This window comes from Stenotrophomonas sp. Steno-C15 (genome assembly GCF_056393265.1).
Genome location: NZ_JBWJPF010000002.1, coordinates 279,804 through 305,046 on the forward strand (window position 1 = coordinate 279,804; position 25,243 = coordinate 305,046).

Genomic DNA, 25,243 nt, shown 5'->3' on the forward strand with positions numbered 1-25,243 from the left:
GGTGCCCACCGTGGGCCGGCACCGCCGGCGCGTCAACCGATGCTCGTGCGATCCCGCCCGTCGCTCTTGGCACGGTAGAGCGCGCGGTCGGCGCGCTGGTACAGCAGGGCCGGGGTGCGGTCTTCGGCCTCCAGTTCGACCAGTCCCGCACTGAAGGTCACCCTCAGCCCATCCACGCCCGCCCAGTCCGGGTGGTCATGGAACAGCCCCCGCAACCGCGCGCACAGCTGCGCGGCTTCCTCCAGCCGGGTGTCGTTGAGCAGCAGCGCGAATTCTTCGCCGCCCGTGCGCGCAGGCAGGTCCGAGTCACGACAGGCCGTGGCGATCACCCGCGCCACCTCGACCAGTACCGCATCACCGGTACTGTGGCTGTAGCGATCGTTGACAGCCTTGAAGTGATCGATATCCAGCACCACCAGGCATAGCGGGTGGCCGCTGCGCTGCGATCGTGCGAAGTCACGCGCCAGGGTTTCATCGAAGCCGCGGCGGTTGGCCAATCCGGTCAGCGCATCCTCCCGCGCCTGGCGCTCGAACGCTTCGGCCTGCCGTGCGAGGCGTTCGGCCAGCTCGGTCTTCTCCTGGTTCACCGCCTGCAGATGGACAGTCTGGGCCTGCAGGTCGAAGGTGGCCTCGTCCACGCGGCGAGCCAGACGCAGGTTGCTGGCCTTCAGCTGCTGCAGCAGGAAGCGGTACAGCGCCACCAGCCCGGCCAGCAGCAGGATGCCGCCCAGCGCCTGCACGCTGCGCCGTTGCCACCAGAACGGCTCCACGCTGAAGCTCCATACGGCTTCCTGCTGTCCCCAGGCGCCACTCGGGTGCGCGGCGGCCACGTGCAGCGTGTAATCGCCCGGTGGCAGGCCAACGAACTCCACGCTGCGCTGTGGACCGCGCTCGACCCAGCCGCTGTCCAGTCCATCCAGGCGCGTGCGGTAGCGGATCCGGTCCGACATCAGGTAGCTCAGGCCGACATAGCTCACCGCGAGGCGACGACCACCGGGAATCAGATTGCGTTCGGCGCCCTCCCAGTGCACCGGCGCGCCGTCCACCTGCACGTTCTCGATCGCCGCTGGCGGTGCCCGCCGTTCGCGGAAGCGCTGCAGGCGCTGCGGATCGACCGTACTCAGGCCCCCCGCGGTGACCACCCAGAAGGTGCCATCCTGGCGCAGGATCGCCGAGGGGCCGGAGCTGCCGTTGGCCTGTGCATTGGCCATGCCGTCGATCTCGTTGTAGCGCTCCACGCTCACCCGCGGCGCGCGGCCGTCGGCCACGGCATTGAGAGTCGCCATGTCGGTGCGCAGCACGCCACGGTTGCTGCTGATCCATACGTTGCCCAGCCGGTCGGGTACCAGCTGGAACACCGCGTCGACCGGCATGCCCTGCTCCAGGCCGACGCGGGCCAGCCGCCCGCCCTGCCAGCGGTACAGGCCACGATCACTGCTGATCCACATCGCGTCACCCAGCTGGTGGAAGCCGAACACACTGCGTCCGCCCCCCAGCGGCGCCAGATCGATCGCCTGCACACGGTTGCCGCGCAGCACGCGGATGCCCTCGATCGTGCCGATCCACAGGTTGCCCTGGTGATCGTGTTCCAGCGCTGTGATCAGGCCGGTCGGCATGCCCGCCACCGGCGACACCTGCACCCGGTCGCCGTCGATGCGCACCACTCCCTTCTGCGTTCCGGCCCAGACCGCCCCGCTCGAATCCACGCTGATCGCGCGGATGTTGCCACCCGGCATGCCATCGTCGGCGGCGTAGTTGTGGCGCAGGCGGCCGTCCCGGGACAGGCGGTAGACGCCGTCACCGAAGGTTCCCACCCAGAGATCGCCGTCCGGCCCCTGCGCCAGGCTCAGCACCGACGGCGCCTTGCCACCGCGGTTGTGCAGCGGCATGGCCTGGAAACGGCCATCGGCATTCTGTCGATCCAGGCCACTGGCACTGCCCACCCACAGCTGGCGGTCACGATCTTCCAGCACGGTGCGCACGTAATCGCCGCTGAGCCCATCGCGCTCGGTGTAGCTGCTGAACAGGGTCTCGCGCAGGCGATACAGGCCGCCGTTGGCCCCCACCCAGATGCTGCCCTCGTCATCCTCGCGCAGGCTCACCACGCGCCCGCCCGGCAGGCTCAGGCCCGCAGGCAGCCGCTCCAGTCCATGCGAGGAAATCCGCAGCAGCCCCTGGTTCTCGGTGCCCAGCCAGAGATCACCGTGGCGGTCCTGCAGCATCGAGGTCAGGTGCAGCTGGCCCGGCAGCCGGTGCACCAGCACCAGCCGGTCATCCTCGACCCGGTACAGGCGCTCGCCCGCCACGATCCACAGCGCACCGTCCGGCGCCCGGTACGGCCAGGACAGGCCACTGCCCGCGCCCAACCCCCAGGCGGCGGGCGCGCGCTTCAGCACGCCATCGTTGTCACGCAGTACCAGGCCATCGAGCGTGCCGACCCAGACCCGATCCTGCGCATCCACCACCAGTTTGGTGAAGCTCATCGCCATCGGCAGATCGGCAGCCGGCGCCTGATAGACAAGGCCTTTGTCCGGCGCGAGATAACCCAGGCCCTTGCCTTCGTAGAGCAGCCACAGGCGCCCCTGGCTGTCCATCTGCATCGACTGGATCAGTACCTGCGGGGTATCCGGCTGGTGCTCCCACACACGCCACTGGCCATCACTGCCACGTCGGCTGACATTGCCGCGCGAGTCGCTGATCCACAGCCCGCCCTGACGGTCGACGAACAACGCGCCGATGCCGTTGTCGCGCAGCCCGGGCCGCGTGCTGCGGTCGTACACGGTGAAATCCAGGCCGTTGTAGCGCACCAGGCCTTCCCAGGTGGCAAACCAGAGATGGCCTTCCGGCGTCTGCGCGATGTCGCGCAGCGAGTTGTGCGGCAGGCCGTTGCGCGAGGTCCACACATCGATGGCGTAGTCGCGCAGCGGCGGTGCACCGCTCTGTGCCTGCAACGGCAATGCAGCAGCCAGCAGCAGCCACAGAAGGCTGTGTCGCAGCACCGCCCTCCAGTCCCACGCGTGACGCTCCACCCAGCGCCCGTCGTCCCCCTGCCCGCCCATCACCGCAGCAGTGGCGGCCGGGTACTGCGGCCAGGCGGGGCGGCAGGTGGAAATGCCCAGGCAGCGCGGGGCGGCGTGCCGACGGGAACAGGCTGGCTCATCGGGGGGCGTCTGGGGAGATGCGCGAATGATAGGGCAAACGCCAGCCCGCCGCGCCTGCCCAGCCGTGCCCCCCCCTCCCCCGGGCAGCAACGGCGGGCTTTCTGGCTCACCCGTGCAGGCGGTACGGATTTCTGGCGGAAGGGCGTGGTCCGGCACACCTTCCCGAGCCCAGGCGGTGACCACAGGCAGGACCAGAAGACCCCTCGCCTGGCGCCTCTGCGGAGGGACAGCTACGTCCTGTCGCCAGCACGACGCCTGTAATGGGCCACCAGATCCGCCGGGTAGTACTCGTGGTCGCGGAAGCTCGCATCGTCGATGTCGAACAGCATCACGACCAGCGCGGCCTCGAAGGCCCAGTAGCCCATGTAGCCGCTGTCGTCGTCACGGTGATTCCCGTGCCAGTACACGTTGCGGCTGCCTGCATACCAGCCGTCCAGGAACTTCTTTACGAGCCCGGGCCGGTCCGAGGGTGAGGCGATTGCTTCCATGAGCGGAAGGTAGCGCCGATACAGTAATTGATCGGGGATGGACCTTTTTGCTCCGCCCGAAGCAACGGCAACGCTGTCGAGAAGTTTGTCCTTCCCCGTATTACCTATCAATACCCACATTTCATGCAGATAGTCGCGCGAAGCTCCAACTGCAACCGTGAATGCCAACCACCAAAGGTACTGGACGTATCTATCCAGTCGCAGATCCTCCCACAGAGATCGGGTTGCTTGGCCTTCCAAAGGAAGTCCGTCTGCGCATCGCCTGATCCTGACTCTAGCGGCGAGAACCTCGTCCAGATCCGCAGACAGGCCACCGATGTCATCACCCCTCGAGTAACGCATCACCATCACTTGAAGCTGCTTGGTAAAAATGCTGCCTGAGCACTTGAGCGCCCCCTCAGGAGGGTAGCGCCCCGCTCGAATACCAGACACGAAGTCAAGAATGGATCGCGACTGAAAAGCTATTTTTTCCGAGAAGTAGTCATATGACTTCTTGGTATCCCGCAACATCGTAAGCCACCGATTAGATTGATGCTGGACCGACAACGCGTCCGCAGGCTGATCACATCGCCGCCGCGCTCGATTCGTCCCCGCACGCGGTGCAAACATCTGAGCCGCCTGACCATCAGATTCCTGCGCCAGCACGACGCCTGTAATAAGCCACCAGATCGGCCGGGTAGTACTCGTGGTCGCGGAAGCTCGCATCGTCGATGTCGAACAGCATCACGACCAGCGCGGCCTCGAAGGCCCAGTAGCCCATGTAGCCGCTGTCGTCGTCACGGTGATTCCCGTGCCAGTACACGTTGCGGCTGCCTGCATACCAGCCGTCCAGGAATTTCTTTACGAGCCCGGGCCGGTCCGAGGGTGAGGCGATTGCTTCCATGAGCGGGAGGTACTGGCGATACAGCACCTGCCTCCCCGGAACTCTTCCGTCTTCAACCAGCAGTATCGCGATTTCGTCAAAGAGTCGATCCTTTCCCGCATTCCCAATCAGCGTTAGGGCCTTCGCAAGGTAGGTCGAACCCATACCGGCGCTGACCGCGATCGCCAGCCACCAGAGGTGATCGACGTAGTGATCTTCACGAAGATCCTCGAACTGTGCACGATAGTTCTGGTCCTCCAAAGGCAATTGATCACACTGATGCAGAAGCTGCGCACGCGAAACAAGCAGCTGGTTCAGCTCATCATGAAGCAAAACAATAGCGTCGCCCCTTGAGAATCGCATGACCAACCGACGAAGGATGCGACCGGACACATCCGACGCGCCGAGAACACATCCCTTGGGAGGATAGGCTCGAGTCGCGATTGAATGATCAATACGCGCCACCTCCACGGAGTCATAATCAATCCAATCCGTGAAGTACGGCTCCAGCATCCGGGTGTCACGCTGCGCACTCATGCGCCATCGCCCCACGGGCCGATCAAAGAACCAGTGTCGCCGATTTTTTTCATCACTAATGTTCCATCTTCCGCTGACCTGACAAGAACCTTCTCTACACGTCCTTGCCTCATCGCTTCTCTGATCGAGTCAGCCTTCCGGCCTCCCACCTTGTTGTCCAATCGCTTCCTCACCCACTCATCATCCATCTGCCGCGTACCGTCCCTGTACGGTCCACCCAACCGGCCCGTGTTGTACTTCGCTTCGGTGATCACATAGTCGGGCGGCGGATCCGGGTGGCTGTAGACCCCATCGATGCCATTCTCTCCCGGACGATACACGCCATCGGTCTTTCCCACTGGCGTCAGGCCCTTGTCCAGCATCGCTTGATGCGCCCTCGCCTCACCGAACGCGGCACCTGCGGCGCGCGTGCGCGGCAGCCGGGTTTCCACCACCCCATCGGCATCCGGCGCACGGCTTTCCGTGTGCCGACGCTTGCGCAAGCGCAATGCCCGCGCCAATGCGGTGAACGCCTCGCCCAGCTCGTCCAGCAGCGCTGCCAGACGCTGCCCCAACCGCCCGATCCGGGCCGCCCAGGTTGCGCCGCCATAGGCGGTTCCGGCCGTGCCTGCGCTGAACGCGCCCAGCAGCACGCTGATCACGACATCGAGCGCAAACTGGCTGCCGTAGCGCTGGGTCAGCTCCTGCAGCTCGTCTGGCGGCACCGCCTTCGCCCAGTCCGCGGGGAACGCCGCCAACAGCTGCCAGGTCGGGCCGTCGTCGAACAGCAGGATCAGTTGCTCCTTGATCGCACTGGCCTTGTCCAGCACCTGCTCGCCTGCTGCACGATGCCCCGCGATGCGTGCATCCAGCCCGTCCCAGTCGCCCGTCAGCAGCAGTCCGCTCAGTTCGCGCAGTTCCGCATCGGCCTTGAAGCGCAGCACCGCCAGCTGCCACACCGCTTCCACGCTGCCGCTGGCCCAGTCCCATGTGCCTCTGGCCTGGCCTTCGATGCGATTCAGTTCCATCAGGAAGGCCTGATGCGCAGCGCTGGCCCTGTTCCATTGCCGCCAGTCCGCAGCAAAATCCTGCCGGGTCTGCTGCACGATGCGCTGCAGGGCCGCGCGAAGGCGTTCGCGGCAGGCCTCGATCTCAGCCGAGTCGGTGCTGTCGGCCTCGTGCTGGTAGATCACCTGCACCGGCCCCACGCTTACCTGCGGCAGGCGTGCACGACCTTCGTCATCGAGATGGCCGCTGAGCACGCGGCCATCGGACAGGGTCGCCCGGTAACTGACACCGCGCGCGGGCGTGCAGTCCAGGTCGCCGTAGTGGCAATGCAGCACGACCTCGCGCGTAGCGACCGCATCGCGGGCAACGAAACCGCTGGGCGGCGGCGTGGCGTTCCACAGGTCCACTGCTGCCGGCGCGGCAGGCGGCGCGGAGACCGACGCACCGCCACCGCCACCGCCACCGCCTCCGCCGTCAACCACATACACCAGCGACTGAGCACCTCCGAGCAGCCTGCAGCCACAGGCCAGCGAATCGCCTTCGCGCGCGATCGGCTTGCCGTCGAGGATCAGCGTCGGGTCACCGGTGACGATCTCGAACGCGCCGCCATGCTTCGGGCACGTTGCCTTGTCGCCCACGCAGGCGACGGCCTTGCCTTCGATATCCGTATTCGACGATCCGGTCAGCACCCGCCCGCCGCCCGTGGTGGCGTCGCCCACCACGATCCACATCCGTGCCATCTGCCATCCGCAAGGAACTTCGATGGCTTCAGGTGACCGGCCGCACGCAGCGCAGGCAATTCAACGCTGACGCAATTGCCTCGACTGCCTGTAAAACGCCTTGCAGCGCAGGCAATTACCGTGGGTGACGCATTCGCCCTATCGTGCTGCAGGCAGGGCTATCGCGTCAGTTTTGCGTGGGGCCTGCCGGAACGCAGCCCCCACCGCGTCTGCTCAGCCTGCCCGACCCGGCGCCACCACCTGTGCACTGGCCGGCCATTGCACCACGGCTTCCAGTCCGCCCTCGGCACGGTTGCGCAGCCACAGCCGCGCGCCGTCCTTCTCGGCCAGCGCGCGCGCGATGGTCAGGCCCAGCCCGGCCCCGCCGGTTTCGCGCGAACGCGAGGTCTCCACCCGCACGAACGGGTCGAACACGGCTTCCAGCTGGTCGTCGGCCAGGCCGGGGCCATCATCGGCCACCACCACGGTGATGCTGCCGCCGCCCCGCTCGATGCGCACCCGCACGCGCTGGCCGTACATCACCGCGTTGTCCACCAGGTTCGAGAACAGGCGGTGCATCGCCAGTGGCCGCAGCATCAGCACCGCATCGCTCCTGCCCTCGAAGACGACATCGGCACCACCTTCTGCGGTGTCCTCGACGATGCTCTCCAGCAGCGAATCCAGGTCCAGTGCAGCGCGCTGCTCGGCGCTCTCGGCACTTCGGGCCAGTTCCAGGCCTTCGCGGACCAGTGCCTGCATCGCAGCCAGATCGCCGATCAGGCGCTCGCGCAGCGCCTCATCGGTCACGTTCTCCAGCCGCAGGCGCAGGCGGGTCAGCGGTGTCTGCAGATCGTGGGTGATCGCCGCCAGCATCTGCGTACGCTCGGCCAGGTGTCGCTGCAGGCGGTGCTGCATGGCATTGAAGGCCTCGGCGGCGCGCTGTACTTCACGCGGGCCGCGCAGCGGCAGCGGATCGCGCTGCAGGTCGTCGCCAAGATCCTCGGCGGCGGCGGCCAGTTCCTGCAGCGGTGCGCTGGCCATGCGGGCCACGATGTAGGCCAGTACCGCGATGGCCAGCACGAGCAGGGTCAGGAACAGCGGGTCCACGGCCAGGATGCCGTTGTGGGCCACCGCCGGGGAATCCAGTGCCAGCTTCAGCAACGTACCGTCGTTGAGGGTGACGTCCACCGCGCGGCATTTGGGCGGGATGAACGCCGGATCGCGCTCGCGAGGATGCTTGCGGTAGCCGGGCGGCGGCGGTGGCAGCAGTTCCTGCAGCCTGGGAATGCAGGAGCGGAACGAAGTGAAGTGCACCTGCGCCCGCGCGACCGGGCCCGGGCGGTCCTCCAGCACTTCCATCAGCGCAGCATCAGCACGTCCCACGCGCGCACCGGACTGCAGCGCGCGCACGCTCGGCCCGCCCACTTCCAGCAGGCGCTCGCGCAGCTCGGGATTGCCGTCGAGCAGATTGACGTAGCCCTGCAAGCGATCGGCGATGCGGTTGAGGTTCTGCCGCTCGAACTCCTGCTGCCGCTTGGAGGTGGCCAGCATGGTCGCGCCGATCGCCGCCACCGACATGCCCAGCAGCAGGATCACGAACAGCCGCCCGACCATCGAGGACAGAAAGTGGCGCAGGCGATTCATCGCGGCTTATTCCAGGTTGACGGCCGAGGCGAGGACATAGCCTTCGTTGCGCACGGTCTTGATCAGCCCATCGGGACCGCCATCGTCACCCAGCTTGTTGCGCAGGCGGCTGACCTGCAGGTCGATCGCGCGATCCTGCGCCTCATAGTTACGGCCGCTGCTGAGCGCGACCAGCTGCTCGCGCGACAGGACCTTGTTGGCATGTGCGATGAACACCCGCAGCAGGCGGAACTCCGCGCCGGACAGCACCACCACGCGCCCGTCCGGATCGACCAGGTGGCGGTGTTCCAGATCGAACACCCAGCGCGAGAATCGTGCACGGCGCACCGCCAGTGGCTCCAGATTGGCCGGCAGGGCTTCGGTACGGCGCAGCACGTTGCGGATGCGCGCCAGCAGCTCGCGCGGCTCGAACGGCTTGGCCAGATAGTCATCGGCGCCCATTTCCAGGCCCAGCACGCGATCGATCGGTTCCGCGCGGGCGGTCAGCATGATCACCGGCGTGTTCGAGCGTGCCCGCAGGTCACGGCACAGGGTCAGGCCATCCTCGCGCGGCAGGTTGAGGTCGAGCACGATCAGGTCCACGTGTTCGCGCTCCAGCAGCTGGCGCATGCTGGTGCCGTCGGCCGCCGTGCTGACCTGGTAGCCGGCGCGGCCGAGCTGCTCGGCCAGCAGGGTGCGGATGTCGTTGTCGTCGTCGACGATCAGCAGTCGATGCATCGGGTTTTCAATCTCCATGTCGCGGATCATCCCGTGTCGGGAGCTGAACCGCATCCTGGCCAATGCGTACCACTGTATCCACCCGCGGGCCGGATACCTGTCGATACGCGCTTTCGCCGACAGTGTTACACACAGACACACCCTGAGGATTGAGAGGTTGATCGCCCGGTCTTCACAATGCCCACCATCGCCGCCATCGCGGCACCGAGAGTGAAGCCACCACGTGATCCGCCGCCTGTTGCCCGCAACCCGCCGGGGCCGCCTGATGCTGGCCGCCCTGCTCGTCCTGATCGCTGCCGTGGCCGCCTGGTGGCTGCTGCGCAAGCCGGCCGCTCCGGCCCTGGCCACCACCCCCGTAGGCCGTGGCGACATCGAACAGACCGTCGAGGCGACCGGCGTGATCGACGCCTACAAGCTGGTCAGCGTAGGTGCGCAGGCCTCCGGCCAGATCAAATCGCTGAAGGTGCAGCTGGGCGATACGGTGAAGGAAGGCGACCTGATCGCCGAGATCGACGCCACCACCCAGCAGAACCAGGTGCTCAACGCACAGGCCTCGCTGGACCAGGTGATCGCGCAGCGGGCGGTGCAGCAGGCGACACTGCGCCAGGCCGAGCTGGAATTCGCACGCCAGCAGCAGATGCTGGCCGCCGAGGCCACCTCCCGCCAGGAGTACGATGCCGCCGAAGCACAGCTGAAAACCGCGCGCGCCCAGCTGCAGTCGTACGAGGCACAGATCAAGGGTCGCGAAACCGAGCTGGGCACCGCCCGGGCCAACCTGGCCTACACCCGGATCACCGCGCCGATGGACGGCACCGTGGTCGCCGTGGTGGCCGAGGAAGGCCGCACGGTGAACGCCAACCAGACCGCGCCGACCATCGTCATGCTGGCGCGCCTGGACGTGGTGACGGTCAATGCCGAGGTGTCCGAGGCGGACGTTGTGAAGATCAAGGCCGGCATGCCGGTGTACTTCACGACGCTGGGCGACCCGGACCGGAAGTATCACGCCACGCTGCGGCAGATCAATCCGGCACCGGCATCGATTGCCAATGAAAGCTCGTCCAGCTCCAGCAGCTCTTCCAGTTCCAGCTCCAGCAGCGCGGTGTACTACAACGCCCTGTTCGACGTGGAGAACCCGGACGGCACCCTGCGCATCGACATGACCGCGCAGGTGTCGGTCCTGCTCAAGCAGGCCAAGGGCGTGCTGATGGTACCGGCGGTGGCACTGGGGCCGAAGACCCGCGACGGCGAGCGCGTGGTACGGGTGGTGGATGATCGGGGCCAGCCACAACCGCGCAAGGTCAAGGTCGGCATCAACAACGGTGCATCGGCTGAAATCCTCTCAGGCCTGCAGGAGGGCGAACGCGTGGTGGTCGGCGAGGCCAGCGCCGCAGCAGCGTCTGCGGGCGGCGGCAACCGGGGAGGCATGCAGATGCGCGTCGGCGGCCCGGGCATGGGCCCGCGCCGATGAGCACGACGGCGCCGTTGCTGCGCCTGCGTGACCTGCGACGCGAGTTCCCGGCCGGCGACGACGTCATTGCCGTGCTGCGCGACGTCAACCTGGACATCCACGCCGGCGAAATGGTCGCCATCGTCGGCCAGTCCGGTTCGGGCAAGTCCACCCTGATGAACATCCTCGGCTGCCTGGATCGCCCCACCCGGGGCAGCTACCAGGTGGCCGGCCGCGAAACCGGCCGGATGCAGCCGGACGAGCTGGCCGAACTGCGGCGCGGGCATTTCGGCTTCATCTTCCAGCGCTACCACCTGCTCGGTGACCTGGATGCACGCGGCAACGTGGAAGTGCCGGCGGTATACGCGGGCAGCCCCGGCCCGGTACGCAACGCGCGGGCCGAGCAGCTGCTGCAACGGCTCGGCCTGGGCGACCGCATGCATCACAAGCCGGGCCAGCTGTCCGGTGGCCAGCAGCAGCGTGTGTCGATCGCGCGTGCATTGATGAACGGCGGGGAGGTGATCCTGGCCGATGAACCCACCGGCGCCCTGGATACGAAATCCGGCGAAGAGGTGATGGCAATCCTGGGCGAGCTGCATGCCGAGGGACATACCATCATCATCGTCACCCACGACATGAGCGTAGCCGAGCATGCCCAGCGCATCATCGAGATCCGTGATGGCGAGATCATCGCCGACCGCGCCAATCCTGATGCGCCGTCCTATCGCGCGCGACGCGAGGCCAGCACCGGTGTTGCCCACGGCAACAGCTGGCGCGCAGCGCGCGACCGCTTCACCGAAGCGTTCCGCATGGCCCTGCTGGCGATGAACGCGCATCGCCTGCGCACGTTCCTGACCATGCTCGGCATCATCATCGGCATTGCTTCGGTGGTCTCGGTGGTCGCGCTCGGCAACGGCTCGCAGCAACAGATCCTGCAGAACATCAGCGCGCTGGGAACCAACACCATCGATGTGTATCCCGGCCGCGGTTTCGGCGACATGCGCTCTGCACGGGTGCAGACGCTCAAGGCCAGCGATGCCGATGCGCTCTCACGGCAGAGCTACGTGGACAGCGCCACGCCCAGCGTGTCGACCTCGGTCACCGCGCGTTACCGCAACCAGTCCTCCACCGCCCAGGTCAGCGGCGTTGGCGAGCAGTTCTTCCGGGTGAAGGGCGTGACCCTGCTCAGTGGCAGCTTCTTCGATGCCGATGCGGTGCGAGGGCTGGCCCAGGTCGCGATCATCGACGAGAACACCCAGACCCAGTTCTTCCCCGGCGTCGATCCTGTCGGCCAGGTCATCCTGCTCGGCAACGTTCCGGTGCGGGTGGTCGGTGTCGCCAAGCGGCAGAGCTTCGGTTTTGGTGGCAGCACCAGTCTCAGCGTCTGGGTGCCGTACACGACCGTGATGTCACGCATGCTGGGCCAGAGTCACGTCTCCAGCATCACCGTGCGCGTGGATGACGCCACACCGATGGACGCCGCGCAGGAGGCGATCACCCGCCTGCTGACGATGCGCCATGGTACCGAGGATTTCTTCCTCAGCAACAGCGCCGAAATCCGCGAGACCATCGAGCAGACCACACGCACGATGACCCTGCTGATCGGCGCGATCGCCGCCATCGCACTGCTGGTCGGTGGCATCGGCGTGATGAACATCATGCTGGTCTCGGTCACCGAGCGGACCCGCGAGATCGGTGTGCGCATGGCCGTGGGTGCCCGGCAGAGTGACATCCGCCAGCAGTTCCTGATCGAGGCGGTGCTGGTGTGCCTGCTCGGAGGCCTGCTCGGCGTCGGCCTGGCGCTGCTGCTGGGCTCGATGATCGGACGTTTCGCCAGCGACTTCCAGGTGCTGTTCTCCACCGCTTCGATCATCGCCGCATTTGCCTGTTCCACCCTGATCGGCGTGGGCTTCGGCTTCCTTCCCGCGCGCAATGCCGCGCAGCTCGACCCGGTGGAGGCCCTGGCCCGCGAATGAAGACGATGCCCATGCTCCCCTTTCCTGCTCCCTCGCGCCTGCTGCTGGCCGGCGCCGTACTGATGGCCCTGTCCGGCTGTGCCTCGGTCGGCCGTTATCCGGTTGCCGATCCCGACGTGGCTGCTGCTTATGGGCGTGGCAATGCCGCACTCAACGCACCGGTGGACGCTCCGCGCAGCAGCCTGGATACGCCTGCCCGCGACATCCGAGAGGATGTCTGGTGGAGCGGTTTCGGCGATGAACGTCTGGACCGGCTGGTAGCCCGGGCGCTGGCCGCCAACAGTGACCTTGCCGCCGCCGGCCTGGCCGTGCAGCGTTCCCGCCTGCAGGCCGGGCTCGCCAGCAACGCGCTTTGGCCACAGCCGTCCTCGTCGGGCGTCAGTGGCAGCGGCAGCCGTGCCACCGACCAGGCCGACGACTGGCGCCGCAGCTATTCCACCGGCGTTTCGCTGGCCTGGGAAGTCGATCTGTGGGGCCGGCTGAGGACCCAGCGCGACATCGCACGCTGGGAGGCTGAAGCCACCGAGGAAGATCGACAGAACACCGCCCTGCTGGTGATCGGCGATGCCATCAGCCAGTACTGGGCGTTGGCGTACCTCAACCAGTCGATCAGCACCGGCCAGGCCAACCTGGAGCGGCTGGAACGCACCCGCGAACTGGTCCAGGCCCGTTTCGATGCCGGTGCGGTTTCGCGCCTGGAAGTACGCCAGGCCCTGCAGAACCTGCAGTCGCAGCGCGCTGCGCAGAGTGCGCTGGAACAGCAGCGCGTGGAAGTGCGCAATGCGCTGACCGTGCTGCTCGACGGCACCCCGTGGCCGCTACAGGACGAGCCGCAGAACCTGCAGCAGGCACGCAGCCCTGCCATCGCTGAAGGCCTGCCGGCGGACCTGCTCGCTCGCCGTCCCGACCTGCGCGCGGCCGAGCTGCGGCTGCGCAACAGCCTGAAGACGATCAAGGTCACCGCCACCCAGTACTACCCGGCGTTGAGCCTGACCGGCAGCCTCGGTTCCAGCGCGACCTCGCTGGGCGATGTCCTGCGCAATCCGGTGGCCACGCTCGGTGCCGGCCTGTCCCTGCCCTTCCTCAACCTGCAGCGCGCACAGCTGGATACCGACGTCGCTGGTACCAACTACCAGATCGCCGCGACCGGGTTCCGCAAGACGCTGTACACCGCCCTGTCGGAAGTGGACAACGCGCTGTCGGCACGCGAGCAGCTGGCGCGCCAGGTGGCGGCGTCGCAGGCCTCGTATGACGAGGCGGTGGAAGTGGAACGCATGCAGGAAGTGCGCTACCGCGTCGGTGCCACCGACCTGCGGACCTGGCTGGAAGCCCAGCAGACCCGGCGCGATGCGGAGTTGTCACTGGCCCGCGTCCGGCAGAGCCAGTTGACCAACGATGTGACGCTGTTCAAGGCGCTGGGCGGCAGCGCGGGGTAGCGCCGGGCCATGCCCGGCGGCGTAGAGCGCGGCACGCCATGAGCGTGGTCGGACTGGATCCGCCGGGCATGGCCCGGCGCTGCCACGGGACGATCAGCCGCGCTGGCGCACGGCCTCGAACAGGCTGACGCCCGCGGCGACCGATACGTTCAGGCTCTCGATCTCGCCCGGCATCGGGATCTTGACCAGTCCATCGCAGTTCTCGCGGGTCAGGCGGCGCAGGCCGTCGGCTTCACCCCCCAGCACCAGGGCGATGTTGCCCTTCAGGTCCAGATCGTACAGCGACGCGGTCGCTTCACCGGCCAGGCCGTAGATCCACACGCCCTGCTTCTGCAGATCCTTCAGGCAGCGCGACAGGTTGGTCACGGCCACCACCGGGATACGGTCGGCGGCGCCGGCCGAGGTCTTGCGCACGGTGGCATTCACCGTCGCCGACTTGTCCTTGGGAATGATCACCGCAGTGGCACCGGCCGCCGCGGCCGAACGCAGGCAGGCGCCCAGGTTGTGCGGGTCCTGTACCTCATCCAGCACCAGCAGCAGGGCCCGGCCTTCAGCGGCAGTGACCAGGCCTTCCAGTTCATTCTCGCTGTAGGTGCGCGCAGCGGCATAGCGCGCGGCCACGCCCTGGTGGCGGACCGCACCGCCAACGCCGTCCAGCGCCTGCGCGGTGACCCGGCGGACATCGATCCCCTTGCGGCGCGCGTTCTCTTCGATTTCGGTCAGGCGTGGATTCTTCGCACCGGCCTCGACCAGCACTTCGCGGACGTTCTCGGCGTCGTTCTCGATGGAGGAGGCGACGGCGTTGACGCCGACGATCCACTGGCTGTTCTTGCTCATGCGGGCGGGACCGGAAAGGGGGTGGCTATGGTAGAGCATCGGCGACGGCCGCGCTTCGCGCTCGCCGGGCAGGCCCGGCGCTACCCGCCGTTCACCCGTCGGCTGAACGGCTGCGCGGCGGCCAGTGTGGCGTGTCGTGGTCGGGATGCTGGTGGGAAACGATCGCAGCCAGGAAGTCCAGCGCCGCCACGTCCTCCTCCGTCCGCCGTGCCGGCAGGCTGCCCAGGGCGTCGACGAAGGGCAGCTTGCGCTCGACACCGTACTGGATCGTCGGCGGCAACCGTTCCGGCTGATCAAACGCCCCTGCCGCCACGGCCATGCCGTCGGGGGCTTCATAGGTCAGCGGCGTGCCGCAGTCGCCGCAGAAACCGCGCCGGACCACATTGGAGGACTGGAAATAGCGCGGCTGGCCGCGGGTCCAGCTGAACTGCACGCCGCGCACCGAGACCAAAGGCGCGTAATACGCGCCAAAGGCCTTCTGGCACATCCGGCAGTGGCAGATCGAACTGTCGGACAGCTCACCGCGCACCTGGAAGCGGATGGCACCGCACTGGCAGCCGCCGCTGTACTCGGGTTGGCCCTGCATGCTGCTTTCCTCCAGAACGGGCTCCACGGATCAGTACTTCTCTTTCCTGCGCTTGGCCGGTTTGCCGCGTTCGGGCAGCGGCGACTGTCCTGCCTCTTCTTCCTCGCCCTTGTGTTCGACCAGCCGGAAGTCGATCTTGCGCTCTTCCATGCTGGCCTTCAGTACGAGGATGCGCACGCGGTCACCCAGCCGGTAGCTGCTGCCACGACGTTCACCGGTCAGTGTCTTGCGGGTCGCATCGAACTTGTAATAGTCCTGCGGCAGCTGGGTGACATGGACCAGCCCCTGCACCTTGGAATCGTCCAGTTCCACGAACAGACCGAAGCTGGTCACGCCACTGATCACGCCATCGAACTGGCCGCCGACATGCTTCTCCATCCACGCGGCCCGGTAACGCTCGTCGACCTCGCGTTCGGCCTCGTCAGCGCGGCGCTCGCGCTCGGAGCACTGCAGCGCCAGCGCTGCCATCTCGCGTGCGGTGTAGGTGAACTTGTCCAGCGGCTTGCCCGACAACGCATGCTTGATCGCGCGATGCACCAGCAGATCGGGATAGCGGCGGATCGGCGAAGTGAAGTGCGCGTACGCCTCCAGCGCGAGCCCGAAGTGACCGTGGTTGTCCGGACTGTAGACGGCCAGGCTCTGGCTGCGCAGCAGCACCGACTCCAGCAGCGTGGCATCGGGACGGTCGCGGATCTTCTTCAACAGCTTGGTGTAGTCACCGGGGCGCACCTTCGACCACGGCGGCAGGCTCAGCTTGAACTCCTTGAGGAATTCCAGCAGGTCGGCGTACTTGGTCTCCGGCGGCTTCTCGTGGACGCGGTACGGCGCTGGCACATGGCGCGACAGCAGGTACTTGGCCGCCTCCACGTTGGCGGCGATCATGCATTCCTCGATCAGCTTGTGCGCGTCGTTGCGCACCAGCATGCCGGCCTGGGTGACTTCGCCACGATTGTCCAGCACGAAGCGCACTTCACTGCTCTCGAACTCGATGGCCCCGCGCTTTGCACGTGCCTTGGCCAGCACCTTGTACAGCTGGTGCAGGCGCTGCACCTGGGGCAGCAGATCGCCGATGACGGCCTTCGCGCCGGCATCGTCCTCGCCCACGGCCTGCCACACCTGGGTATAGGTCAGACGTGCGTGCGAATTCATCACCGCTTCGTAGAAGCGCGAGTGGACGACCTGGCCATCGCGGTCGATCTGCATGTCGCAGACGAAGCACATGCGGTCGACCTTGGGCATCAGCGAGCAGATACCGTTGGACAGGGTCTCCGGCAGCATCGGTACGACGAAGCCCGGGAAGTACACCGAGGTAGCGCGCTTCTGCGCCTCCTCATCCAGCGGCGTGCCCGGACGCACATAGTTGGAGACATCGGCGATGGCCACCACCAGACGGAATCCCTCCGCGTTCGGCTCGCAATACACCGCATCGTCGAAGTCCTTGGCATCCTCGCCATCGATGGTCACCAGCGGCGTGCGACGCAGGTCGACGCGGTCGCCGATCATCGCCGGCTCGACCACCAGCGGCACCGCGGCGGCCTCGTCCAGCACCTCCTGCGGAAACTCGAACGGCAGCTCGTGGCCGTGGATGGCGGTCTCCACCACCAGCGAGGCGGTCAGCTTGTCACCCAGTACCGCGATGATGCGGCCGATCGGCGGACGGCGGCTGTCCGGCGCCTGCGTCAGCTCGCAGACCACCAGCTGGCCATCACGCGCACCTCCGGTCTGATCAGGCGGCACCTGCACGTTGCGCTGCACGCGCTTGTCATCAGGCACCACGTAATTGATGCCCATCTCGATGCTGAAGCGACCGATCAGACGGGTCATGCCGCGCTCGAGCACGCGGGCGATGCTGCCTTCGCGGCGGCCGCGATGATCGATGCCGGTGACACGCGCCAGCACCTTGTCGCCGTGCATCACCTTGCGCATTTCATAGGGCGGCAGGAACAGGTCGTCGCCGCCCTCGACCGGGCGCAGGAACCCGAATCCTTCCGGATTGGCGATCACCACACCGGTGACCAGGCTCAGCGCCTGCACCGGCGCGAAACCTCCACGGCGGTTCTGCACCAGCTGGCCATCACGGACCATCGCACCCAGCCGGCGCGACAGCGCTTCGGCCCGGTCCGGCGCGGTCAGGCCCAGGCGGGCACCCAGCTCCTCGGCAGTCTGCGGCCCTTCGCAGCGCTCCAGCAGGGCCAGAATGGCCTCGCGGCTGGCGATGGGCTGTTCGTATTTCTCGGCTTCGCGGGACGCGTAGGGATCCTCGATCACCTTGCCGGCCGGCGGCAGCTTGCGGCCCGGCGCCGGTCCCGGGGCGTCGCCACCACGGCCCGGGCGACCGCGCGGCGGTGCGCCGCCCCCCCCCAGTTCCGGGAACCAGCCCGGCAGTGGCTTGCCCGGCTGGGAGGTACGGGCTGCACCCGTCTTGGCGCCCTTCTTCGGGGCCTGGCTGCGGGACTTGCTCCCGCCCTTGCTTGGTTTTTTGGTAGTCATCGCCCTCCATGGTAGCCGCTGACGGCGTGCAGAACCGGTCAGCGACCCGCTTGCAGGCGCCACGTGAAAAAACTCCGCGAAGTCGTTGACAGCCTGCGGATTCATCTTCACAATTGCGCCTCTGGAACGCCCAGGTGGCGGAATTGGTAGACGCACTAGTTTCAGGTACTAGCGGGTAAAACCGTGGAGGTTCGAGTCCTCTCCTGGGCACCAACGAAAAATCTCCTCGCCTCGGCGGGGATTTTTTTGCCCGCGTTTCCTGCCGTCGTTCCGCAGCGTGGCCGGGCGTTCACAAGGGTGTTGACACCCCCGTCACGGCACCCCATAATCTCGCTCCTCGACGCCCAGGTGGCGGAATTGGTAGACGCACTAGTTTCAGGTACTAGCGGGTAAAACCGTGGAGGTTCGAGTCCTCTCCTGGGCACCACGTCGAGACTGAGAAAAACCCGCGAAAGCGGGTTTTTTCATGTCCGGGCGCCAGCCAACGGGATCAGAACAGCGGTCGCAGCACCAGCTCCAGGCCCAGCAGCAGCAGGAAGCCCAGGAAGCACACGCGGAACACCCGCGCACTGATCCGCTGCCGGACCACCTGCCCCAGCCACATGCCCGCCAGCGCCGGCAACACCGCCAGCGCGCTCAATCCCAGCTGCTGCACACCGAATGCGCCGTGCAGCACCAGCCCGCCCGTCAACGAGAGGGTCGACACCGTGAACGCCAGGCCCAGCGCCTGCACCAGCTCTTCGCGTTGCAGCCCCAGCGACTGCAGGTACGGCACCGCCGGCATCACGAACACTCCGGTCGCCCCGGTCACCACGCCGGACATCGCCCCCACCAGCGGGCCCAGCCAGCGCTCACGCCGCTGCGGCACACGGAATACCGGCGCAACCAAGGCGTACAGCGCATACACCACCAGCGCCACGCCCAGCGCCACGCGCGACCACGTGCGGTCGACCCGCACCAGCAACGTCGCCGCGCCCAGGGTCACCACCACCACGGCCAGCATCATCGGCCACAGGCGTCGCACGATCGGCCCCAGTGATGGCCCGGCCAGCAGTTGCCAGGCGTTGGTGACGAAGGTCGGAATGAACAGCATCGACGCCGCCGCCACCGGCGACAGCGCCCCTCCCAGCAGGCCCATCGCCACGGTTGGCAGGCCCATGCCGGTCACGCCCTTGACCACCCCCGCCAGCATGAACACGGCGACCAGCAGACCATAGAAGAATGTCGTCTCACTCATGCCGTCATTGGAACCAGCGCGCCTTCCGCGCACAATGCGGCTTATGCGCCCCACCCTTCGGCTGGCCCGAAGGCAGGCGGCACGCAACGAGGGCCGTGACATGCGGATGGACATCGCCGACCTGCGCCTGTTCCTGGCCGTGGCCGACGCCGGCAGCATCACCGCAGGCGCCGCGCAGACAAACCTGGCGCTGGGCTCTGCCAGCGAACGCCTGCGGGCGATCGAGAACGACGCGGGCACCGCGCTGCTGGTGCGTCACCCGCGCGGCGTGAGCCTGACCGAAGCCGGTGCCGCCCTCGCCCACCACGCGCGCCAGATCCTGCATCAACAGGCACAGCTGCGGGGCGAACTGCAGGCCTTCGCGAAGGGCGCGCGCGGCACCCTGCACCTGTATGCCAACACCGCCGCACTGACCAGCTACCTGCCTTCCCGGTTGGCTCCCTGGCTGGCCGAACGCCCACGCCTGCACGTCGAACTGCACGAACGCACCAGCCCTGAAGTGGTCCGCGCCCTGACCGCTGGCCAGGCCGAAGCGGGAATCATCAGTGATGCGGTCGAGGCAACCGGCCTGCAACGCCATGTCGTTGCCGAGGATCCCCTGGTGATGCTGCTGCCCGCAGGCCATCGTTTCGCGGCCCGTCGCACGCTGTCCTTCGCCGATGTGGCCAGCGAAACCTTCGTCGCGCTGGCCGATGGCAATGCGCTGCAGACCTACATCGAAACGCAGGCACGCGACATCGGCCATCGGTTGGACGTGCGCATCCGCATGAAGACCTTCGAAGGCGTGTGCATCATGGTGGGTCACGGCATCGGCGTGGGTATCGTGCCGCGCACCATCGCCCGCCAGCACCGCCGCGCGACACAGGCGCTGGCAGTGCCCCTCGCGGATGCGTGGGCACAGCGCCGCCTGTGTGCCTGCTTCGCCGACTGGACACGACTGTCGACAGCGATGCGCAGCCTGCTGCTGCACCTCGGCGTGGAAGCGGAGAAAAAAGCATGAAATGGTGTTGACACATCCGATGCCGTACCGCAGAATTCCCCTCCTGAGTCGCCCAGGTGGCGGAATTGGTAGACGCACTAGTTTCAGGTACTAGCGGGTAAAACCGTGGAGGTTCGAGTCCTCTCCTGGGCACCACGACTCATGATGATGAAACCCGCGAAAGCGGGTTTTTTCGTTTCCGGAATCCGCAGCGTCAACGCAAGGGCGACGCCTTCCGCGCGTTGCGCGAACGCCGCCTGGCAGAACTCACCACAGACAAAAACCCCGCCTTGCGGCGGGGTCGACATACAGCGCCGTGTTTGCGGGCAGTTTCAGTGCCCGCCACCGGCCGCTGCACCAGCACCGGCACCGAACGGCGGCTTGGCCAGCCACAGGAAGGTGATGATGGCCAGGAAGATCCAGCCCAGCAGGAAGAAGATGTCGTTGAAGCCCATCTGCGATGCCTGGTGGTTGATCATGGTGTTGAGCACCGCTGCACCATGCTGCAGGTCACCCTGCCCCATCGCCGCAACCTGGTCCTGCATGCCCGGCTGATAGGCCGAAATGTGTTCGGTCAGATCGGCGTGGTGCACCTGCGTGCGACGTGCCCACAGCCAGGTGGTCAGCGACGCTGCAAAGCTGCCGCCCAGCGTGCGCAGGAACGTGGCCAGGCCCGAACCCGCGGCAATTTCGCGACCATCCAGATCCGACAGCAGGATCTGCAGCACCGGCATGAAGAACAGCGCCACGCCGATGCCCATGATCAGCTGCACGCCGGCCACGTGCTGGAAGTCCACCTGCAGATTGAAGCCCGAGCGCAGGAAGCTGGTCATCGACAGGAACACGAAGGCGATGGTCGCCAGCATGCGCATGTCGAAGCGCGAGGCATACTTGCCCACGAACGGCGTCATGATCACCGGCAGCACGCCGATCGGAGCCGTCGCCAGCCCTGCCCAGATCGCCGTGTACCCCATGTCACGCTGCAGCCATTGCGGGATCAGCAGGGCCACGCTGAAGAACGCGGCATAGGCCACCACCATCGCCAGCGTGCCGGCGCGGAAGTTGCGGTGGCGGAACAGTTTCAGGTCGACGATCGGGTCCTTGTCGGTCAGTTCCCAGATCAGGAACACCGTCAGCGCCACGACCGCCACGCAGGCCAGCACCACGATCCGGGTGGAGGAGAACCAGTCCTCGTCGTTGCCCAGGTCGAGCACCAGCTGCAGTGCGCCGACGCCGATCACCAGCGTGATCAGGCCGACGTAGTCCATCTTCGGCTTCTCCACGTGTTCCGGACGGCCCTTCAGCTGGTTGCCCACCACCAGCGCGGCGAAGATGCCCAGGGGCACGTTGATCAGGAAGATCCATTCCCAGCTGTAGTTGTCCGTGATCCAGCCCCCGAGGATCGGCCCGCAGATCGGCGCGACCACGGTGATCATCGCCAGCAGCGCCAACGCCTGCCCGCGTTTCTCGCGTGGATAGATCGAGACCAGCAACGACTGCGTGATCGGATACATCGGGCCGGCCACGAAGCCCTGCAGGGCGCGCGACACCACCAGCATGCCCATGCTCTGCGCCAGGCCACACAACAGCGAGGTGATGACGAAGGCCAGCGTGGCCCAGACGAACAGCTTGCGCTCGCCGAAACGGCGGCTGAGCCAGCCGGTCAGCGGCAGTGCGATGGCCGTGCTGACCGCGAACGAAGTGATGACCCACGTCGCCTGCTGCGAACTGGCGCCGAGATTGCCGGCGATGGTCGGCAGCGAGACGTTGGCGATGGTGGTGTCGAGCACCTGCATGAAGGAGGCCATCGCCAGGCCCACGGTGCACAGGGCCACGCTCGGCGGCAGGAACCCGGCGGCCGCACCCGGCGCCGCCGGTGCGCCCGGGCTTCCGGGCGCGGCTGGAGCTTGGGCGGACATGGCGACCTCAGCCCACCTTCGACTGCTGCGGCACGTTGCCCTGGATGATCGAGTGGATCACCTCGTCGGCATCATGCAGCTGCTTGGCATAGACGTCGGTGTCGAACACCGTGCCCTTGGCCGGGGCGCTCGGCAGCACCTCGCCCTTCTGGTCGCGCAGGCTCACCTCGGCCTTCATCGACAGGCCGATACGCAACGGATGTTCGGCAAGCTGCTTGGCATCGATGGCGATGCGCACCGGAACGCGCTGCACGATCTTGATCCAGTTGCCGCTGGCGTTCTGCGCCGGCAGCAGCGAGAACGCCGAGCCGGTCCCCAGACCCAGGCTCTGCACGCGGCCCTTGTACTTCACATCGCCGGCGTACAGGTCAGACTTCAGCTCCACTTCCTGGCCCAGGCGCATGTGGCGCAGCTGGGTTTCCTTGAAGTTGGCCTCGACCCACATCTGCTCGGTCGGCACCACGGCCATCAGTGCGGCACCCGGCTGCACACGCTGGCCCACCTGCACCGAGCGACGGGCCACATAACCGGTGACCGGCGCGACGATGCCGGCGCGGGCATTGTTGAGGTAGGCCTGGCGCAGCTGCGCGGCGGCCGCCTGCACGTCGGGCTGGGTGGCGATCACCGTATCGTCGACCAGCGCACGGTTGCGCTCGACGGTCTCGCGCGAACCGGCCACCGCGGCTTCCGCCGCGGCCAGCTCATCGCGGGCATGGGCGAGTTCTTCGTTGGAGATGGCACCGGTGGCGGCCAGGTCCCTGCGGCGTGCGAAGTCCTCGCGCACGCGCTTCAGGGTCACCTGACGGGCATTCAGGTCTGCCTGCGCGCCTTCCACGCTGCGATACAGGCCACGGGTCTGGCGAACGGTCTTGGCCAGGTTGGCTTCAGCCTGCTGCAGGGCCACGGACGTATCAGCCGGGTCCAGCTGCACCAGCAGCTGGCCACGCTCCACGCGCATGCCGTCATCGGCATTGATGGCGACCACGGTGCCTGCCACCAACGGGGTGATCTGTACAAGGTTGCCCTGCACGTAGGCATCGTCGGTTTCTTCGAACCAACGGCCGAACATGAAATACCACAGCGCCAGTGCGGCAAGCAGCAGCACGACGATGACGAACAGGCCCCGCAGCAGGTTGCTGCGGCGGTTGGAGGCGGCCGGGGCCGCAGTGTCTTGGGTCTGGCTCATGGCGGGGATCTTCAGGAATGCGAGGAATCGGAATGGGAGGCAAGCGGCGCGCGATCGGCATCACTGGGCTGGAAGCCCCCGCCCAGCGCTTTGCTCAGGCGCACCGAGGTCTGCACCTGCTGCGACTGCAGGCTGGCCAGCTGCTGTTGTGACTGCAGCAGGGTGGACTGTGCGGACAGCACATCCAGGTAGCTGCCGATGCCGGCGCGGTAACGCTGCCCGGCCAGGTCGAACGCTGCACGCGCTGTGTCCACGGCCTGCTGCTGCGACTGCGCCTGCTGCGCCAGCGAGCGCACCGCATTGACCTGGTCGGCCACGTCGCGCAGTGCGTCAAGCACCGCCTGGTTGTAATTGGCCACCGCCAGGTCGTACTGCGCATCGGTGTCGGCCAGGTTGGCGCGCAGCTTGCCGCCTTCGAAGATCGGCAGGCTCAGCGCCGGGCCGATGTAGGCGAAGGTGGAACTGCTCTGCAGCAGATCGCCGACATTCGGCGCCACCACGCCGGCCAGCGCGGTCAGGTTGAGGCTCGGGTAGAACTTCGTCCTGGCGACCTTGATCTGCTTGTTGGCCGCTTCCACGCGCCAGCGTGCGGCGACGATGTCAGGACGACGGCCCAGCAGCTCGCTGGGCAGCACGCCTGGCAGCTGCAGGGCCGTCGGATTCAACGGCTGCGGACGCTCGATCGTCAGGCCACGGTCGGGGCCCTTGCCGACCAGGGCGGCCAATGCGGTGCGGGCGGCGTCGATGCGTTGCTGCGCGGCCTGCACCTGCTGTTGCGCGGCGGGCACGCGGGCTTCGGCCTGGCGCACCTGCAGATCGCTGTCGATGCCAGCGCGGCGACGCTGCCGGGTCAGTTCCAGCGACTTCTGCGACCGCGTCAGTTCTTCCTCGGCGACATCGTCGAGCTGCCACGCGTAAGCAAGGTCCGCATAGGCCTGGGCGATGCCGGTGGACAGGTTCAGGCGCGCGGCCTGGGCCTCCACGGTGGCGGCATGCGCGCCATCCACGGCCGCTTCCCAGGCGGCGCGCTTGCCGCCCCACAGGTCGATGCCGTAGCTGAAGTCGAAAGCGACCTGGCTGCTGCCTGCGTAGTGGCCACCGATCTCGTCGCCGGCCATCGACTCGGGCAGGCGAAGCCCGGTATAGCCGCCGGAAACGGAGAGACTGGGCAGGCGGTCAGCGCGTGCGGTACCGACCTTGGCCTGCGCCTGGCGCAGACGTGCGTCGGCGGCGTCCAGGCTCGGATGACCGGCCAGGCCTTCGGCGATCAGCGCGTCCAGCTGCGCATCGCCCAATGCCTTCCACCAGTCCTGTGCGGGGAAGCCGGTGGCACTGAGATCGGTGTCGGCCAGGGTGCGCTCGCTGTGCAGGCTGTCCACATCGAGCAGGCGGGCCTGCGGTTCGAGGCCGCGGCTGCTGGCACAGGCGGCCAGCGCCAGCGCCAGCGCCGACAGCAGCAGCGCGCGCCCGGACCGGCGGAATGAGGAATGCGGGATCGGGTTCATGGGGTCGTCAGGGAATCGCGGATTCGGGTCAGGAGGGACAACAGCAGCGTGCGCTCGTCGGCGGACAGATCGCGCAGGGCGTAATCCATCACCGCGTCGCCGCGCAGTTTCAAGCGCGCCCACAGTGCGCGGCCTTCATCGGTCAGCACGATCTGCAGCGCACGGCGGTCCTGCGCATGTGCCTCGCGGCGAACGCAGCCCAGGGCTTCCAGCTTGTCCAGCAGGCGGGTGACGGCACTGGGTACCTGGTCGATGGCCTGGGCCAGTTCGTTGGCGGTACAGGGGGCCATGTTCGAGAGCACCTTCAACCCGATGTAGTGGGTGAAGCCGATGCCCAGGTCTTCTTCGGCCATGGACGCGTCAAGCTGGCGGACCAGGCCGTCGCGCACCTGGCGCAGCAGCAGGCCGAAGCTGGGGGGAGTGGTTGCAGGACAGATCATGGGAGTGCATTCTCTTCCAAAAAAAATATTTCTCAATGGAAATATTCGATCTGGCATCGAATGCTGTGTTGCAGCAGCGGGCTGGATCAG

17 protein-coding genes, 3 tRNA genes and 1 pseudogene are annotated in these 25,243 nt (G+C 67.0%); 7 read left to right on the forward strand and 14 right to left on the reverse strand.

Annotation, left to right across the window (positions count from 1 at the left end; genetic code table 11):
• Nucleotides 1-32: 32 nt before the first annotated feature.
• The 6 genes from AC06FB_RS03385 to AC06FB_RS03410 all read right to left on the reverse strand — a co-directional run bounded on the left by AC06FB_RS03385 (nt 33) and on the right by AC06FB_RS03410 (nt 9,133).
• Nucleotides 33-3,059, reverse strand: coding sequence for a ligand-binding sensor domain-containing diguanylate cyclase (locus tag AC06FB_RS03385; RefSeq protein ID WP_065181197.1), 3,027 nt, complete (start codon nt 3,057-3,059; stop codon nt 33-35).
• A gap of 332 nt (nt 3,060-3,391) precedes the next feature.
• Nucleotides 3,392-4,159, reverse strand: a complete 768-nt coding sequence (locus AC06FB_RS03390; protein WP_478053377.1) for a PoNe immunity protein domain-containing protein — start codon at nt 4,157-4,159, stop codon at nt 3,392-3,394.
• Nucleotides 4,160-4,274: 115 nt separating this feature from the next.
• A complete protein-coding gene (locus AC06FB_RS03395; RefSeq protein WP_197601367.1) occupies nt 4,275-5,048 on the reverse strand; it encodes a PoNe immunity protein domain-containing protein in 774 nt (257 codons plus the stop codon).
• Nucleotides 5,045-6,775, reverse strand: a complete 1,731-nt coding sequence (locus AC06FB_RS03400; RefSeq protein ID WP_478053378.1) for a PAAR domain-containing protein — start codon at nt 6,773-6,775, stop codon at nt 5,045-5,047. The genes AC06FB_RS03395 and AC06FB_RS03400 overlap by 4 nt, the downstream gene beginning before the upstream one ends.
• A gap of 213 nt (nt 6,776-6,988) precedes the next feature.
• A complete protein-coding gene (locus AC06FB_RS03405) occupies nt 6,989-8,398 on the reverse strand; it encodes an ATP-binding protein (protein ID WP_053518188.1) in 1,410 nt (469 codons plus the stop codon).
• 6 nt (nt 8,399-8,404) lie between these two features.
• The gene (locus AC06FB_RS03410; RefSeq protein ID WP_197601373.1) at nt 8,405-9,133 is read right to left on the reverse strand and encodes a response regulator; all 729 of its coding nucleotides are present in this window, start codon (nt 9,131-9,133) and stop codon (nt 8,405-8,407) included.
• Nucleotides 9,134-9,338: 205 nt separating this feature from the next.
• On the opposite strand from AC06FB_RS03410, the gene AC06FB_RS03415 reads away from it, so the two are divergent.
• Genes AC06FB_RS03415 through AC06FB_RS03425 form a run of 3 tightly spaced genes read left to right on the forward strand, consistent with a single transcriptional unit; the run spans nt 9,339 to nt 13,974 of the window.
• A complete protein-coding gene (locus AC06FB_RS03415) occupies nt 9,339-10,583 on the forward strand; it encodes an efflux RND transporter periplasmic adaptor subunit (RefSeq protein WP_111185757.1) in 1,245 nt (414 codons plus the stop codon).
• The gene (locus tag AC06FB_RS03420) at nt 10,580-12,538 is read left to right on the forward strand and encodes a MacB family efflux pump subunit (RefSeq protein WP_111185759.1); all 1,959 of its coding nucleotides are present in this window, start codon (nt 10,580-10,582) and stop codon (nt 12,536-12,538) included. The genes AC06FB_RS03415 and AC06FB_RS03420 overlap by 4 nt, the downstream gene beginning before the upstream one ends.
• Nucleotides 12,535-13,974, forward strand: coding sequence for an efflux transporter outer membrane subunit (locus tag AC06FB_RS03425; RefSeq protein WP_315973551.1), 1,440 nt, complete (start codon nt 12,535-12,537; stop codon nt 13,972-13,974). The genes AC06FB_RS03420 and AC06FB_RS03425 overlap by 4 nt, the downstream gene beginning before the upstream one ends.
• Before the next feature lie 93 nt (nt 13,975-14,067).
• Here the strand turns inward: AC06FB_RS03425 and rlmB are convergent, their stop codons facing one another.
• The 3 genes and pseudogenes from rlmB to rnr form a co-directional block, all read right to left on the reverse strand.
• The gene (gene rlmB, locus AC06FB_RS03430; protein ID WP_053518184.1) at nt 14,068-14,811 is read right to left on the reverse strand and encodes a 23S rRNA (guanosine(2251)-2'-O)-methyltransferase RlmB; all 744 of its coding nucleotides are present in this window, start codon (nt 14,809-14,811) and stop codon (nt 14,068-14,070) included.
• A gap of 91 nt (nt 14,812-14,902) precedes the next feature.
• Nucleotides 14,903-15,397 carry a GFA family protein gene (locus AC06FB_RS03435; RefSeq protein WP_180875659.1) on the reverse strand — a complete coding sequence of 165 codons (495 nt, stop codon included), beginning with the start codon at nt 15,395-15,397 and terminating at the stop codon, nt 14,903-14,905.
• Between the two features lie 30 nt (nt 15,398-15,427).
• A pseudogene (gene rnr, locus AC06FB_RS03440) lies at nt 15,428-17,656 on the reverse strand (ribonuclease R); the annotation flags it as partial.
• 359 nt (nt 17,657-18,015) lie between these two features.
• On the opposite strand from rnr, the gene AC06FB_RS03445 reads away from it, so the two are divergent.
• Together AC06FB_RS03445 and AC06FB_RS03450 are read left to right on the forward strand one after the other, a co-directional pair.
• Nucleotides 18,016-18,100 (forward strand) — tRNA-Leu (locus AC06FB_RS03445).
• A 129-nt stretch (nt 18,101-18,229) separates the two neighbouring features.
• Nucleotides 18,230-18,314: transfer RNA gene (locus tag AC06FB_RS03450), tRNA-Leu, on the forward strand.
• 63 nt (nt 18,315-18,377) lie between these two features.
• Here the strand turns inward: AC06FB_RS03450 and AC06FB_RS03455 are convergent.
• Nucleotides 18,378-19,124 carry a sulfite exporter TauE/SafE family protein gene (locus tag AC06FB_RS03455; RefSeq protein WP_478053379.1) on the reverse strand — a complete coding sequence of 249 codons (747 nt, stop codon included), beginning with the start codon at nt 19,122-19,124 and terminating at the stop codon, nt 18,378-18,380.
• Between the two features lie 100 nt (nt 19,125-19,224).
• On the opposite strand from AC06FB_RS03455, the gene AC06FB_RS03460 reads away from it, so the two are divergent.
• Together AC06FB_RS03460 and AC06FB_RS03465 are read left to right on the forward strand one after the other, a co-directional pair.
• A complete protein-coding gene (locus AC06FB_RS03460) occupies nt 19,225-20,124 on the forward strand; it encodes a LysR family transcriptional regulator (protein WP_478053386.1) in 900 nt (299 codons plus the stop codon).
• Between the two features lie 50 nt (nt 20,125-20,174).
• Nucleotides 20,175-20,259 (forward strand) — tRNA-Leu (locus AC06FB_RS03465).
• A 176-nt stretch (nt 20,260-20,435) separates the two neighbouring features.
• Here the strand turns inward: AC06FB_RS03465 and emrB are convergent.
• From emrB to emrR, 4 genes are read right to left on the reverse strand one after another with little or no spacing between them, the layout of a single operon-like run.
• Complete coding sequence (gene emrB, locus AC06FB_RS03470; protein ID WP_053518356.1) at nt 20,436-22,022, reverse strand: multidrug efflux MFS transporter permease subunit EmrB; 1,587 nt, start codon at nt 22,020-22,022, stop codon at nt 20,436-20,438.
• Nucleotides 22,023-22,029: 7 nt separating this feature from the next.
• Complete coding sequence (gene emrA / locus AC06FB_RS03475) at nt 22,030-23,208, reverse strand: multidrug efflux MFS transporter periplasmic adaptor subunit EmrA (protein ID WP_053518354.1); 1,179 nt, start codon at nt 23,206-23,208, stop codon at nt 22,030-22,032.
• An 11-nt stretch (nt 23,209-23,219) separates the two neighbouring features.
• Nucleotides 23,220-24,713, reverse strand: coding sequence for a multidrug efflux transporter outer membrane subunit EmrC (gene emrC / locus AC06FB_RS03480; protein WP_065174708.1), 1,494 nt, complete (start codon nt 24,711-24,713; stop codon nt 23,220-23,222).
• Nucleotides 24,710-25,153 carry a multidrug efflux system transcriptional regulator EmrR gene (gene emrR / locus AC06FB_RS03485; protein ID WP_053518351.1) on the reverse strand — a complete coding sequence of 148 codons (444 nt, stop codon included), beginning with the start codon at nt 25,151-25,153 and terminating at the stop codon, nt 24,710-24,712. Before emrR ends, emrC begins: the two co-directional genes overlap by 4 nt.
• Between the last annotated feature and the right edge of the window lie 90 nt (nt 25,154-25,243).

What these genes read in the sequence shown, in the direction of transcription:
- AC06FB_RS03385 (WP_065181197.1), bottom strand. Translation starts at nt 3,059, where the DNA reads ATGGGCGGGCAGGGGGACGACGGGCGCTGGGTGGAGCGTCACGCGTGG.
- AC06FB_RS03390 (WP_478053377.1), bottom strand. Translation starts at nt 4,159, where the DNA reads ATGTTGCGGGATACCAAGAAGTCATATGACTACTTCTCGGAAAAAATA.
- AC06FB_RS03395 (WP_197601367.1), bottom strand. Translation starts at nt 5,048, where the DNA reads ATGAGTGCGCAGCGTGACACCCGGATGCTGGAGCCGTACTTCACGGAT.
- AC06FB_RS03400 (WP_478053378.1), bottom strand. Translation starts at nt 6,775, where the DNA reads ATGGCACGGATGTGGATCGTGGTGGGCGACGCCACCACGGGCGGCGGG.
- AC06FB_RS03405 (WP_053518188.1), bottom strand. Translation starts at nt 8,398, where the DNA reads ATGAATCGCCTGCGCCACTTTCTGTCCTCGATGGTCGGGCGGCTGTTC.
- AC06FB_RS03410 (WP_197601373.1), bottom strand. Translation starts at nt 9,133, where the DNA reads ATGGAGATTGAAAACCCGATGCATCGACTGCTGATCGTCGACGACGAC.
- AC06FB_RS03420 (WP_111185759.1), top strand. Translation starts at nt 10,580, where the DNA reads ATGAGCACGACGGCGCCGTTGCTGCGCCTGCGTGACCTGCGACGCGAG.
- AC06FB_RS03425 (WP_315973551.1), top strand. Translation starts at nt 12,535, where the DNA reads ATGAAGACGATGCCCATGCTCCCCTTTCCTGCTCCCTCGCGCCTGCTG.
- rlmB (WP_053518184.1), bottom strand. Translation starts at nt 14,811, where the DNA reads ATGAGCAAGAACAGCCAGTGGATCGTCGGCGTCAACGCCGTCGCCTCC.
- AC06FB_RS03435 (WP_180875659.1), bottom strand. Translation starts at nt 15,397, where the DNA reads ATGCAGGGCCAACCCGAGTACAGCGGCGGCTGCCAGTGCGGTGCCATC.
- AC06FB_RS03455 (WP_478053379.1), bottom strand. Translation starts at nt 19,124, where the DNA reads ATGAGTGAGACGACATTCTTCTATGGTCTGCTGGTCGCCGTGTTCATG.
- AC06FB_RS03460 (WP_478053386.1), top strand. Translation starts at nt 19,225, where the DNA reads ATGCGGATGGACATCGCCGACCTGCGCCTGTTCCTGGCCGTGGCCGAC.
- emrB (WP_053518356.1), bottom strand. Translation starts at nt 22,022, where the DNA reads ATGTCCGCCCAAGCTCCAGCCGCGCCCGGAAGCCCGGGCGCACCGGCG.
- emrA (WP_053518354.1), bottom strand. Translation starts at nt 23,208, where the DNA reads ATGAGCCAGACCCAAGACACTGCGGCCCCGGCCGCCTCCAACCGCCGC.
- emrC (WP_065174708.1), bottom strand. Translation starts at nt 24,713, where the DNA reads ATGAACCCGATCCCGCATTCCTCATTCCGCCGGTCCGGGCGCGCGCTG.
- emrR (WP_053518351.1), bottom strand. Translation starts at nt 25,153, where the DNA reads ATGATCTGTCCTGCAACCACTCCCCCCAGCTTCGGCCTGCTGCTGCGC.